Origin of the sequence: Pandoraea sp. XY-2 (assembly GCF_004193915.1) — a bacterium.
GTDB lineage: Bacteria > Pseudomonadota > Gammaproteobacteria > Burkholderiales > Burkholderiaceae > Pandoraea > Pandoraea cepalis.
The window spans coordinates 2,380,026-2,393,244 of the sequence record NZ_CP030849.1 but is presented as its reverse complement, the minus strand read 5'-3'; the positions used below and the strand labels follow the sequence as shown (position 1 = coordinate 2,393,244).

The window sequence follows — 13,219 nt, the reverse complement described above, 5'->3', positions numbered from 1 at the left end:
ATCGTCGGTCAGCACGCCATGCCGAATCCTCGCCTTCTCATGCCGGACACAACGCGCCATTTCGCGCCGAAGGTGCTATATTGCGCGGAACGTCAATGCTATGGCCCACACGAAGGCCACGTCCGCATGAACGACATGCCCAGCAGTGCCAATCGAGCACGTCCATCCCCCTCGCAGCGCCAGAACGACCCCAGTGCCGACATGGCACGGCGCGACGCATTGAACCGGGCACTATCGGCCGTGGGGCAGGAAGATCGCGAAGCTTTTGCCGCCGTCTATCAGATGACATCGGCACGTTTGTTCGGCGTGATCCTGCGAATGGTGCGCGACAAGGCGGAAGCCGAGGACCTGCTTCAGGAGGTGTTCGTCAGCGTCTGGCGACGCGCGGGCGGCTTCGATCCCGAGCGCGGCAACGCCATGACATGGCTGATCACGTTGGCCCGCAACCGAACCATCGACCGACTGCGCGAGCACCGTGAGGCCGCCCTCGACGACGCCGACGCCCTCGCCATCCCATCGGATGACCCGTCGCCCGCCACGCTTGCCGAGGCGTCCCAGGAACGGCAACGCCTGGAGCAATGCCTTCAACGCCTCGAGCCGCAACAACGTGGCGTGGTGCGCGAGGCGTTCTTTACCGGCGCATCGTACAGCGAACTCGCGGCTCGCCTTAGCGTGCCGCTTGGCACGATGAAAAGCTGGATTCGCCGCAGCCTAATGCAACTGAAAGTGTGCCTCGAGCAATGAATACGCCCGCCAACCAAGACGACGAGCTGCGCTGCGCCGAATATGCCCTCGGCGTGCTGAGTGCCGCCGAACGGCGCGAACTCGAGCAGGCCGCCGACGCGAATCCGCTGATCCAGGCAACCCTGCACCAGTGGCAATCGCGCATCGCGCGACTGGCCGAAGACGTCGAGCCCATCGCCCCCCCGCCGCGCGTGTGGCAACGCATCCAGCGCGATCTTGGCGCCGTGCCGGATGCCCTGCGCACCCCCCGCCCGCGACCGGCCGCCACCTGGTGGGACAACTTGCGCCTCTGGCGATGGGTGGGGCTCGGCGCAAGCCTCGCGGCGCTGGCGCTGCTTGCCGTGAACGTCGTCACGCTGATGCCCTCGCGCAGTCCGTCCGCCGTGACGGCCAATGCCTATATGGTGTCGACCATCGCACGCCAGGATGGCGTCGCTCACTGGACCGCAACGGTCGACAGGCGTCGCTCGAGCATGGTCGTGGTGCCGGTTCTCAAGCCCGTCATTGCCGCCGGCCGCGCCACCGAGCTGTGGTTGATCCCGCACAACGCCAAACCCATCCCGCTAGGCGTATTTGCGTCGGATCAACCCGCGTCGATGACCTTGTCGCCGCAAATCCTCGCGCAGATGGACAGCAACGCGGTACTCGCGGTGTCCGTCGAACCGCCGGGCGGCTCGCCCACCGGCCAACCGACCGGCCCCGTGGTCGCAACCGGCACCATCCGACCCGCCTGAGCGCCCTTCCGCGCCACCGCCATCATGTCGTTTGAAGGGGTTGTCCGTACGTTGGACAACCCCTTCCTCGCTTTCCGGTACGCCCTCTCCCCGCTTTGATTCCACAATGTCTCCGGCGCGTGCATCCGGCAATGCGTGACGTTCGTATACAGCAGCATCGAGCCCCGAATCCCTATCTGGAGCCTGCATGCTGTTTGCTGTCGTCGTTTCGTTCGCTGGAATGTGTGCTGCGTTGACGCTCGCCTGGTGCTACCAATGGCGTTCGCACAACGCCGGCATGGTCGACCCGGTCTGGGCGGCCGCGCTCGGGTGCGTGGCGATCGTGGCGGCAGGACTCGGCACCGGCCACGCGATCAACCGCGGCTTCGTCGGGGTGGCCGGCGCCGTATGGGGCCTGCGCCTCGCAATGCATCTCTGGCGTCGCAACTTCGGGCATCCGGAAGATGCGCGTTACCGGCAATTTCGCGAACAGTGGGGCGAGCATGCCGGACGCAACATGTTCTGGTTCTTCCAGTTGCAGGGCGTGATCGCCATGCTGCTCGCGGCGGCGTTCTTCGTGCCGGCATTCAACGTCCACGCGCCGGCGCCGTGGGCGCTGGCCGTCGCCGCACTCATCTGGCTGGCCGCCGTTGCGGGCGAGGCGTCGGCCGACCGTCAACTGCGACGCTTCACCGCCGTCACTAGCCATCGTGGCCAAGTCTGCCAGGTCGGCTGGTGGCGATACTCGCGGCATCCCAATTACTTCTTCGAGTGCCTGCACTGGTGTGCCTACCCGGTTCTCGCATTCGGCGCGCCCTGGGCGTGGACGACGCTGCTCGCGCCGCTGCTCATGGCGTGGCTACTGCTCAAAGTGTCGGGCATTCCGCTGCTTGAAGCGCATCTGATGCGCTCTCGCCCCGCCTACAAGACGTACATGCAAACCACCAGCGTGCTCATTCCCTGGCCACCCAGGAAGTCCGCGGAAACGCCGCTGCCATGAATCCGTGCATTGAAGTCAGGAGCCCATCGCCATGACCGCCTCCCTTACGCAACCGCCCGCCGCGCGAGCCGAAGCGCCCGACGAAACCGGATTGATCCGGCTCTGCGAGCGGGGCCTTGTGCCCGATATGGTGTTGCGCGCGGCCATGCGCATGCTGATGCGCCAGCGCCTGCGCGAGGCGCATGCGCACGATCCCGAGAAAAGCGTCGAATCGCTTGCCGCGTTCGTCAGCGAACTGCGCGCAAGTCCGATTGCCGTGGATACGCAGGCCGCCAACACGCAGCACTACGAGGTGCCAAGCGACTTCTTTGCCGAGCACCTGGGTCCCGCCGTCAAGTATTCGTGCTGCTATTACCCGAATGGCGACGAGACGCTGGCCCAGGCCGAGCAGGCGATGCTGGCCCTTTACGCGCAGCGCGCCGACATCGCCGACGGTCAACGGATTCTGGATCTTGGCTGCGGCTGGGGGTCGCTCTCGCTCTGGCTTGCCGCGCAATATCCCGGTGCGCAGGTCGTCGGGCTGTCGAATTCTCACGGTCAACGCCGGTTCATCGAGTCGGCGGCGGCGCGCCGCGGGCTTCGGAATCTGCAGATCGTGACCGGCAATGTGGCGGAATTTGAGTTCGATGACGGCGTGCGCGGAGGATTCGACCGCATCCTGTCCATCGAAATGTTCGAGCACATGAAGAACTACGGCGCATTGCTCGGCAAGATCGCCCGCTGGCTGAACAACGACGGCACGCTGTTCGTTCATCTCTTCGCGCATCGACATGTTGCCTACCCCTTCCAGAACAAGGATGGCAGCGACTGGATGTCGCGACACTTCTTCACCGGCGGCACCATGCCCAGCGCGGATCTGTTGCTGCACTTCCAGGACGACCTGCGCATCGTGAACCGCTGGTGGGTCGATGGTCGACATTACGAGCGCACAGCCAACGACTGGCTGGCGGCCCTGGACGCGTCGCGTGCGACAACCCTGCCGATGCTCGAGGCGGGCTACGGCCCGCAGGCCGGCGTTCAGTTCCAGCGCTGGCGCATGTTCTACATGGCAGTCGCGGAACTGTTCGGCTACGGTCATGGCCGCGAGTGGGGCGTGGGCCACTATCTGTTCGAAAAGCGGCACCAACGGGGATGAGCCGCCGCCCCGCCGCCATGACGTGGCGCGCCCTGCGTATCCGGCCGCGGCGTACGCATTCGTGGGTGACTCACCGCTTTTTCAAACGCGCGTGCATCCGCGCGCGCTTGCGTTTCGTATAAGCAAAAAACTTCGACGAGACAAGCCAATGAATGCATCGACCGCCACCCTGCCGCCCGGACAACGTGTCGCCGTGGTGGGCGCGGGCATCGCCGGACTGGCCAGCGCCTATTTCCTCGCGCGCAAGCATCGCGTGACAGTGTTCGAGGCGGGCGACTATGCCGGAGGACATACGAACACGGTCGATGTCACGCTCGACGGGCATTGTGCCCCTGTCGACACGGGCTTCCTGGTCTTCAACGACCGCACCTATCCCAACCTGATCGCGTTGTTCGATGAACTAGGCGTGAGCGCCATCGCGAGCGATATGTCGTTCTCGGTGTCGGTCGACGGCGGTGCGCTCGAATGGGCGGGGACGAACCTGAACACCGTATTTGCCCAACGTCGCAACCTCTATTCCCCGCGCTTTCTGGGGATGCTCCGCGACGTGCTGCGCTTCAACGCGACGGCGGAGCAACACCTGCAAAGCGCCGTGCGCGAGCGCCAGTCCGTCGGCGACCTGCTGGTGGCGAACGGTTACGGACAACCGTTCCAGCACCACTATCTCTTGCCCATGGCCGCCGCGATCTGGTCAAGCCGGGCGGCCGACATTCTGCACTTTCCGGCTGCGACCTTCCTGCGCTTCTGCCTGAATCACGCGCTGCTGCAGATTCGGCATCGTCCTCAATGGAAAACCGTCGCCGGGGCGGACGCGCCTACGTGCGCCGCATGTTGGCAACGCTTGACGATGTCCGGTTGCGAACGCCCGTACGGCGGGTGACGCGCGAGCGCGATGGCGTGACAATCGCCTTCGGCAACGGCGAATCGCAGCGTTTCGACGCGGTCGTGCTCGCCGGGCACGCCCCGGACAGCCTGCAGTTGCTGGGCGACGCCAACGCGTCCGAGCATCAGATACTCGGTGCGGTGCGTTATCAACCGAACGCCGCGGTTCTGCACACGGATCCGAAGCTGCTGCCGCGCCGCCGTCGCGTCTGGTCCGCGTGGAATTACGTCAGTCAGGCGAACGCGGCCGCCGACGCGCACCGTCCCGTGTGCGTGAGCTATCTGATCAACCAGCTCCAGGCCCTGCCCTTCACGTCCCCCGTGATCGTCACGCTCAACCCGAGCCACGAGCCAGCGCCGGACAAGGTGTTGGGACGCTATGCCTATGAACACCCCCTGCTCGATCTGGCGGCCGTGGACGCGCAATCGCGCTTACCCGATATTCAAGGCCGCCAACGGACATGGTTCGCAGGCGCTTGGACCGGCTATGGCTTTCACGAGGACGGCCTGAAATCCGCGCTGCGGGTGGCCGACGACTTCGGCGTGATGCCGACGTGGGCGCAACCATGAGCACGAAGGAGGCCACGGGCGACCCCTCGACACCACCTGCCTGGCTGCTGCGCGGCCTCGTGACCCATGAACGGCTGCATCCGGTCCGGCATGCGTTCACTTATTCGATGTTTCAGATCGCCTGCGACGTCGGGCGTCTCGACGCCCTGCGCAGCCGATGGTTCGCGCTGGACCGGCGACGCCCACTCGCCTTGAAATCGGGCGACTACGGTCCCCGCGACGGCAGTGCTCTCCTGCCCTGGATGCGCGCACGTCTGGCGGAGGCGGGAATTCCCGCCGACGGCGCCGTCTGGCTGCAAACGATTCCACGCATGGCCGGCTACGCGTTCAATCCGGTGAGCTTCTGGTACTGCCATGATCGTCAGGGAAATTTGCGCGCCTTGTATGCGGATGTGCGCAACACCTTCGGTCAACACCACGGGTATCTGCTCAGCGCCGACGATCATGCGCCCATTCGTGGTGATATGCGGCTCGTCTGCCGCAAAGTCTTTCATGTCTCCCCGTTTTGCGACGTGCAGGGGCAATACGAGTTTCGCGTGCGCCGCAAGGGCGCGATATGGTCAGTCGCCATCGACTACCGCGTCGGCGATGCGCTGCTGCTGCGCACGGCGATCGCCATGCGGGCCGAACCGTTCACGGGGCGGCGCGTTCTGTCCGCCGTGCTTTCGCAGCCCCTCAATGCGCTGAACGTGGTCATCAGAATTCACTGGCAAGCGCTGAGGCTCTGGCTCAAGCGCGTGCCGTTCTTCGGCAAGACGCCGCCAACGCTACGTGCAACGGCGCCGGAGCGCGCCGCTTGCGCCGACCGGGAGATCCGTCCATGATTCCGCTCCGCCTGCTTTCCGTGCGTCCGATCGCACCGATTTCCGCGCGCCTGTTTATCGCATTGCTGCGCCGGATTCACGCCGGACACCTGACGCTGATCTGTCCCGACGGCACCCTGCATGTGTTCGGAGATCCCCACAGTTCGCCGGGCGCAACGCTTCACCTGCACGACTGGCGTGCCTGCCGCCGCATCATGCACGCCGGGGACATTGGCTTCGCAGACGCCTATCGGGCCGGCTGGGTCGACTCGCCCGATATGGTGGCGCTGCTCCGGCTCGCGATACGCAACCTCGCGTCGATCTCCAGCAGCGTCACGGGCTCGCGGATTGCACGGATCTGGTATCACCTTCGCCATCGCCTGCGCGGCAACACCCGCTCGGGCAGCCGTCGCAACATTCACGCGCATTACGATCTCGGCAATCGCTTCTACGAACTGTGGCTCGACGCCACATGGACCTATTCCAGCGCGTGGTTCGAGGGCGATCCCCGCCGTTCGCTTGCCGACGCCCAGCACGCCAAGTATCAACGGATCATCGATACGCTGGCGCTGCGTCCGGGCGACCGGGTGCTGGAAGTGGGATGCGGATGGGGCGGATTTGCGCTGCACGCGGCCCGGCAAGGTATCGCAGTGCATGGCATCACACTCTCGCCAGCGCAACTGACGCTCGCCAAAGCCCGCATCGACGCCGAGGGACTGAGCCACCTGGCGGACGTCTCGCTCACGGATTACCGTGATGTGCAAGGCCAGTTCGCCGCCATCGTCTCGATCGAGATGTTCGAAGCCGTGGGCGAAGCGTTTTGGCCGGCGTACTTCACCATGCTCAAGTCGCGCCTGCTCCCCGGAGGCCGTGCGCTCATTCAATCGATCACCATCGACGACAGCGCCTTTGACGCCTATCGCTCGTCGAGCGACTTCATCCGCGAATTCATCTTTCCGGGCGGCATGCTGCCGAGCGCGGAGCGATTTGTCGGCGCCTCGGAGGCCTGCGGGATGACCGCCGTCGAGACATTGCGCTTCGGTCTCGATTACGCCAGAACGTTGCAGCACTGGCGTACCGCCTTCGAAGCGCAGATCGACGCGGTGCGTGCGCAAGGCTTCGACGACACGTTCATTCGGTCGTGGCGCCTGTATCTCCAATATTGCGAGGCGGCGTTCGCTGAACAACGCATCGATGTGCGGCACTTCGTTGTGACGCACGGGCGTTGATGGGCCGTGCGCGTTCGGCGCGCTGGCCCGCGGACCTTGCCTTGACGCGATGCGACGCGCCCTACTCGATGGCCCGCCGACGGGCGCGGCGCGCGGCGTCGAGCTGGCGCTCTGCCTGACTCAAGAGTGCCGAGACATTGGCCGGCCCGCCGTTGGACACCGGCGTCGGCCCCGACGTCGCCGGATCTGCGATGGCGATGCCGACGCTCGCTGTGAGCGGCACGACTTCGCCGTTCGGTAACGTCAACGCGGTGGCTTCGATACGCCCGCGCATCAGCTCCGCGAATTGCTGCGCGCGAGATGGGGCGAGCACACGGGCCACGATCGCGAACGCGTCCGCGCCCAGCCGCGCCACCACATCCCCCGGCTGACACGTGTTGAGACACACCGCGCCGACACGGCGCAGCACATCGTCGCCGACCCCGTGTCCCCAGGTCGCGTTGATCTGCGTGAAGTTGTCGATATCCAGCTTGATCAACGCCACCCACCCCGGCGACGGCATCGCACACAGCGCCTGCGCCTGCCGCTCGAACGCTCGCCAGTTCATCAGTTGCGTGAGCGGGTCCGTGTCCCCGCTCATTTCCAGTTCCCCCAGCAACCGAGTGCGATCGCGCCGCAATTGCCCTAACTCAAGGGCGTTGAGCCTGAGTACGCGCAGCGCATCGAACACGGCCCGCACCTGCGGACGTTGCGTCGGCATGTCGTCGCCCGGCACCGCCTGGTCGAGATTGCCCTGCGCCAGCGCCTCGACGAAACGCGTTGCCGCCTCGAACGGTTGCACCACGCTGCGGCGGAAGCGCCGCAACACAACGATCATCCCGAGCACCAGCATGAGCGCAGCGATCGCCGTGACAATCAGCCACTTGAGCGCGAGCGCGGCGCGGGCGTCGACCTTGCGCTGGGCCAGCGTCAGCATATTGTCGCGGAAGTCGGTGATCGCACGCATCGTCGGCACGTATTGGCGCGCAAACTCGGCCGTCGTTGGCGCGACCGGTTGGGGCTGACTGGCCAGCGTGCGCACCGTCGCCACATAATGCAGCCCCGCGCCAAAGTACTGGGTGTTCAGGGCGTCAAGCGTCTCGGGGCTGAGTTCAGGGGGATCGATCATGCGCGCGGCGATCATATCGTGCAGTTGCTCGACGCGTCCGAGCGTGCGTTCAATCGCGCGCTGATCGACCTCGGCGAGCGGCTTCCCGGTGGTGAGTGCCGCGGTGAAGCGCGAGCCGAGTTGTCCGGCAAACTCGCGCAGATCCGCCGCCAGACGCGCGAGGACGACGTAGTGAAGCGCGTCTGGCGCGCCTCGCGAAATCACGTCGATGCGCGACGATGCCACAGAGGTGAACTCGGGGATGACACGGATCATGCGATCGACGGCATCGCGCACGGCCGCGTCGCCGCGCATGTCGCGTGGACGTTGCACCAACAGGTCGACGTTCGCGCTGGCCGCCGCAAGATCCAGGCGCGCGCGTTCGACTATCCGCAAGCTGCTGCCGCATGCGTCGCACCGATCGGCCGAGAGCGCAGACAACAGTTCCTGAAGGCGCGCGTTGGTCGCCTCGCGCGCATTGCGCAGCGCAATGACCGATGCGTCGGGAAGCGGGAGATCAGCGCCCAGCACGGCATTGGCGGGCCCGCGCTCCGCCGACGCCTTCTCCATCGCGAGCAGCGTGGCACGCAAGGCCTCAAGCGCAAGGGACGCGTCGCTCGCGCGCTGGTACGTTCCCCAAGTCCAGGCGAGCAAACTACTGCAAAGCACGACGACAACGCAGACGACAGCGAGATTCAGCCACCGCAGGCGGCCGGTGAGCGAAACGGTAGAGAGAAACGTGCGCTTCATGGACGATGACACCGTCGGCCACACGGTTCAGGCTCCCACGCGGGCCGCGTCGGACACCGCCGTGACGGCGACAATCGACAGCGTGCCTCGGACACGTGACGCCCGGCACTTGGCGCCCACGCTTTGGCATTGCGACAACGCCGGCGGACGATAAACGAGCGGCCGAAATCGACGAGGCGACATTGTCGCACAACGATTCGGCGCCGCTCGCGCCCGCCCGGCACCGTCACAGGTCGATCGCCACCTCGGTGCCCTGCTGGATCGCGCGTTTGGCGTCGAGTTCGGCCGCCACATCGGCCCCACCAATGACATGCACGCGCGCACCCGCCGCCCGAAGGCCCTCGGCGAGCTCGCGCAAAGGCTCCTGTCCAGTGCACAGCACTACGTTATCGACGGGCAGAACGTGCGGCGTGTCGTCAATGGTGACGTGCAAGCCTTCGTCGTCGATCCGGCGATAGGTCACCCCGGGGATCATTTCCACGCCGCGATGCTTGAGCGCGGTGCGGTGAATCCATCCCGTGGTCTTGCCCAGTCCGTCGCCCACCTTCGAAGTCTTGCGCTGCATCAGGTAGACCTTGCGAGGCGACGTCTGCGGCACCGGCGAGCGCAGGCCGCCGGCATGCGCGTAGGTCGGGTCGATGCCCCACTCCGCGTAGAACTTCGCCGGCACGAGCGTGGCACTCTCGCCGGCTTGCGTGAGGAACTCGGCCACGTCGAAGCCGATGCCACCTGCCCCGATCACGGCGACGGTCTTGCCGACCGACGCCCCGCCACGCAGCACATCGATATAACTGAGCACCTTGGGGTGATCCAGTCCCTCGATTGCAGGCCGACGTGGCACGACCCCGGTGGCCAGCACGATGTCGTCGTACCCGCCGTCGACCAGCGACGCCACCGTCGCACGCGTGTCCAGTTGCACCTTGACGCCCGTGGCATCGAGCTCGTGACGGAAGTAGCGCAGCGTCTCGAAAAACTCCTCCTTGCCGGGAATCCGCTTGGCCATGTTGAACTGCCCGCCGATCTCGGCATCGGCTTCGATGAGCGTGACGTCGTGTCCCCGCCGGGCCGCAACCGTGGCTGCCGCCAGACCTGCCGGGCCCGCACCGACGACGGCCACGCGACGCGTGCGTCCTGCCGTCTCGATGCGCAGTTCCGTCTCATGGCACGCACGTGGATTGACCAGGCACGAGGTGATCTTGCCGCTGAACGTGTGATCGAGACACGCCTGATTGCAGCCAATGCACGTGTTGATGGTCGCGGCACGGCCGGCCGCCGCCTTGTTCACGAACTCGGGATCGGCCAGCAGCGGGCGCGCCATCGACACCATGTCCGCCTCCCCGGCGGAGAGAATGCGTTCGGCCACGTCCGGCATGTTGATGCGGTTGGTCGTGACGAGCGGAATGCCGACGTGCCCCTTGAGCTTGCCGGTGACCCATGCGAATGCGGCGCGCGGCACGCTCGTGGCGATCGTCGGGATACGGGCTTCGTGCCAGCCGATCCCCGTATTGATCAGCGTCGCCCCGGCCGCCTCGACCGCCCGGGCCAGTTGCGCCACTTCCTCGAAGGTGGACCCGCCTTCGACCAGGTCGAGCATCGAGAGGCGGTAGATGATGATGAACTCGCGCCCCACGCGCTCGCGCACGCGGCGCACGATCTCGACGGGGAAGCGGATCCGGTTCTCATAACTGCCGCCCCAGGCGTCGGTGCGATGGTTGGTGCGCGCCGCAATGAATTCGTTGATCAGGTACCCCTCGGACCCCATGATTTCGACCCCGTCGTATCCGGCCTGCTGCGCGAGCGCGGCGCAGTTGACGAAGTCGTCGATGGTCGCCTCGACCTCGTCGCTCGTCAGTTCGCGCGGCTTGGCGGGCGTGATGGGCGCCTGCAATGCGCTGGGCGCGACCAGATCGGGATGGTAGGCGTAGCGCCCGAAATGAAGGATCTGCAAGGCGATCTTGCCCCCGGCGGCATGCACGGCCTGCGTCACGACACGGTGCTTCTCGGCCTCCTCCTCGGTGCTGAGCTTGGCGCCGCCCGCATAGGGCCGACCGGCGTCGTTCGGCGCGATGCCACCCGTCACCATCAACGCCACGCCGCCACGCGCGCGTTCCGCGTAAAACTCGGCCATGCGGGCAAAGCCATTGCGCGCCTCTTCGAGCCCGACGTGCATCGAGCCCATCAGCACACGGTTGCGCAACGTCGTAAAGCCCAGATCCAGGGGCTGCATCAGGTGGGGATAGCCGCTCATCGTTGTCTCACTTGTCATTCGGCGCAGGCCGCAGGTTTTGGCAGGGACTACCCGGCAAGCACAGGACGCGTCGTTCGCGCGTCTTTGGTTTATGCAACCGGTTGCATAGTTCGAGGGCGATTTTAAGGGGCCGTCGCCCACTATGCAACTGGTTGCATAGTCTAAATAGAGTCCCTACACTGCCGGACATGCCGCTTGCCCACGCCCTGATGACCTCGTTGATGGAGAAATCGTCCTCCGGATACGACCTTGCTCGCCGATTCGACAAGTCGATCGGCTTTTTCTGGCATGCCAGCCATCAACAAATCTACCGCGAACTGGCGCGTATGGAAGCGTCAGGCTGGATCGATTCGATGGCCGCGCCGGATGGCGGGCGCACGCGCAAGCGCGTCTACCGCGTGCTCGACGCCGGGCGCGACGAATTGCTCAACTGGGCGGCCACCCCCACGGCCCCGCCGATCTGCGCGACGATCTGATGGTGCGACTGCGTGCCGATGCCGCCATCGGGCCGCTCGGCCTGCAGCCGGAATTGCAGCGACGCGCGGCACTCCACGCCCAAAAGCTCGCTGCCTACCGGGCCATCGAGGCACGCGACTTTCCCGCAGACGAGGCGCTAACGCGCGCCGCCACACTGCAACGGCACATTCTGTTACTTGGCGTGCGGTACGAGCAAGGCTGGCTGGACTGGACGCGCGAGGCACTTGCCCTGCTGGAAACATGGGATGGCGTGGCGCTGCCCGATACGCCTTGCGCGTGACAAGACGCGACTTGAGCCTGTGAGCCTGGGGATCGGATGCGTTTTGTCGGACTGCGGCATCCCGCCGCTTCGCGCCACGTTTCGCCCAGTGTCTCCCCCACGTCTTCCCCAAGTCTTCCCACGTCTTCCGGCGTTATCCCGTTTTGCCGTGTTTCGTCCCGTCTCGTCCCATTTTTCTGTCAACGCGCCGGGCACGTGGCGCGTTTAACGAAGGAATCGACGCATGGCTTACCGGCCCTGCGTTACTGTCCTACGCCCCACCTCAGGCTCTCATGGCGTTCTCTTTCAAGTTTTCCCGGCTGACCGGCCGTGTCCACACCCTGGCGACGCTTTCGGCCGTGGTCGCCGCGATGCTCCCGCTCTCGCCCGCGCATGCCGGCACCGTCATCGTGCTCGATTCCGGCGCAGCCCAGCTTTCCCTCATCGATCAGGCGTCGCACAAAGTCGTCGGCACCATGCCGACGGGCAAGGAGCCGCATCACCTGATGATCACCCCGGACAAACGGTCGTTGATCGTCGCGAATTCGGTCTCGAACAGCCTGATGTTCCTCGATCCGAACACCGGCAAGCTGCAACGTCAGGTCGCGGACATCGAAGACCCCTATCAGCTCGGCTTCTCGCCCGACCGCAAATGGTTCGTCACGACGGCCCTGCGCCTTGACCGTCTCGACGTCTACCACTATGACGGCCAGAACTTCTCGATCGCCAAGCGCATTCCGCTGGCCAAGACACCCAGCCATATCACCTTCACATCGGACAGCAAGACCGTGTTCGTGACGGTGCAGGACACGGGCGAGCTGGCCGCCATCGACCTTGCGACGCAAACGGTGAAGTGGCGCATGCCACTTGGCAAGACGCCCGCGGGGCTGTGGATGACGCCGGGCGACAAGTATCTGCTCGTCGGCATGACGGGGGAAGACGACGTGGCCGTGGTCGACTGGCGCACGCAGAAGATCGTCAAACGAATTCCGACGGGACGCGGCGCCCACAACTTCCGCTCGCTCGCCGATGGCCGTCACATTGCCGTGAGTAACCGTGTCGAGAGCACGATCAGCATTCTCGATTACGAGTCACTGACCAAGGTGGGCGATATTACCGGCCTGATGCCGGGGCCGGACGATATGGAATTGTCCGCCGACAAGCGTTATCTTTGGGTGACATTCCGGTTTGCGCGTCATGTGGGGGTGATCGACCTGACGACGCGCAAGCTCATCGACCGAATTGCCGTCAATCGGTCGCCGCATGGTATTTTCTTTGCTGATCGCGCGCCCGTACTTTCGCCGAATCCGGACTGACGAGAC

10 protein-coding genes and 2 pseudogenes are annotated in these 13,219 nt (G+C 65.4%); 10 read left to right on the top strand and 2 right to left on the bottom strand.

Annotated elements, in window-relative coordinates; genetic code table 11:
* The first annotated feature begins 126 nt into the window (after nucleotides 1-126).
* From DRB87_RS10870 to DRB87_RS10840, 8 genes and pseudogenes are all read left to right on the top strand, one after another.
* Complete coding sequence (locus DRB87_RS10870) at nucleotides 127-744, top strand: sigma-70 family RNA polymerase sigma factor (RefSeq protein ID WP_130025910.1); 618 nt, start codon at nucleotides 127-129, stop codon at nucleotides 742-744.
* Nucleotides 741-1,478, top strand: coding sequence for an anti-sigma factor domain-containing protein (locus DRB87_RS10865; protein WP_130025909.1), 738 nt, complete (start codon nucleotides 741-743; stop codon nucleotides 1,476-1,478). The genes DRB87_RS10870 and DRB87_RS10865 overlap by 4 nt, the downstream gene beginning before the upstream one ends.
* A 187-nt stretch (nucleotides 1,479-1,665) precedes the next feature.
* Nucleotides 1,666-2,457 carry a DUF1295 domain-containing protein gene (locus DRB87_RS10860; RefSeq protein WP_130025908.1) on the top strand — a complete coding sequence of 264 codons (792 nt, stop codon included), beginning with the start codon at nucleotides 1,666-1,668 and terminating at the stop codon, nucleotides 2,455-2,457.
* Between the two features lie 31 nt (nucleotides 2,458-2,488).
* Nucleotides 2,489-3,592 carry a cyclopropane-fatty-acyl-phospholipid synthase family protein gene (locus DRB87_RS10855; RefSeq protein WP_130025907.1) on the top strand — a complete coding sequence of 368 codons (1,104 nt, stop codon included), beginning with the start codon at nucleotides 2,489-2,491 and terminating at the stop codon, nucleotides 3,590-3,592.
* Nucleotides 3,534-3,947 (top strand): annotated as a pseudogene (locus tag DRB87_RS24205) (FAD-dependent oxidoreductase); the annotation flags it as partial. The gene DRB87_RS10855 and the pseudogene DRB87_RS24205, both read left to right, overlap by 59 nt.
* A 110-nt stretch (nucleotides 3,948-4,057) precedes the next feature.
* Nucleotides 4,058-5,044, top strand: a complete 987-nt coding sequence (locus DRB87_RS10850; RefSeq protein ID WP_240756252.1) for an FAD-dependent oxidoreductase — start codon at nucleotides 4,058-4,060, stop codon at nucleotides 5,042-5,044.
* Nucleotides 5,041-5,868, top strand: a complete 828-nt coding sequence (locus DRB87_RS10845) for a DUF1365 domain-containing protein (protein WP_130025906.1) — start codon at nucleotides 5,041-5,043, stop codon at nucleotides 5,866-5,868. Before DRB87_RS10850 ends, DRB87_RS10845 begins: the two co-directional genes overlap by 4 nt.
* Nucleotides 5,865-7,076, top strand: a complete 1,212-nt coding sequence (locus DRB87_RS10840; RefSeq protein WP_130025905.1) for a cyclopropane-fatty-acyl-phospholipid synthase family protein — start codon at nucleotides 5,865-5,867, stop codon at nucleotides 7,074-7,076. Before DRB87_RS10845 ends, DRB87_RS10840 begins: the two co-directional genes overlap by 4 nt.
* Nucleotides 7,077-7,137: 61 nt before the next feature.
* Here DRB87_RS10840 and DRB87_RS10835 read toward each other — a convergent pair whose 3' ends face one another.
* Both DRB87_RS10835 and DRB87_RS10830 read right to left on the bottom strand, forming a co-directional pair.
* The gene (locus DRB87_RS10835; protein ID WP_130025904.1) at nucleotides 7,138-8,913 is read right to left on the bottom strand and encodes a diguanylate cyclase; all 1,776 of its coding nucleotides are present in this window, start codon (nucleotides 8,911-8,913) and stop codon (nucleotides 7,138-7,140) included.
* A gap of 226 nt (nucleotides 8,914-9,139) precedes the next feature.
* Nucleotides 9,140-11,161: an NADPH-dependent 2,4-dienoyl-CoA reductase gene (locus DRB87_RS10830; protein WP_130025903.1), complete on the bottom strand. Its 2,022-nt coding sequence runs from the start codon at nucleotides 11,159-11,161 to the stop codon at nucleotides 9,140-9,142.
* 188 nt (nucleotides 11,162-11,349) lie between these two features.
* On the opposite strand from DRB87_RS10830, the pseudogene DRB87_RS10825 reads away from it, so the two are divergent.
* Together DRB87_RS10825 and DRB87_RS10820 are read left to right on the top strand one after the other, a co-directional pair.
* Nucleotides 11,350-11,918, top strand: a pseudogene (locus DRB87_RS10825) (PadR family transcriptional regulator).
* Between the two features lie 272 nt (nucleotides 11,919-12,190).
* Nucleotides 12,191-13,213, top strand: a complete 1,023-nt coding sequence (locus DRB87_RS10820; protein ID WP_130025902.1) for a cytochrome D1 domain-containing protein — start codon at nucleotides 12,191-12,193, stop codon at nucleotides 13,211-13,213.
* Nucleotides 13,214-13,219 lie beyond the last annotated feature (6 nt).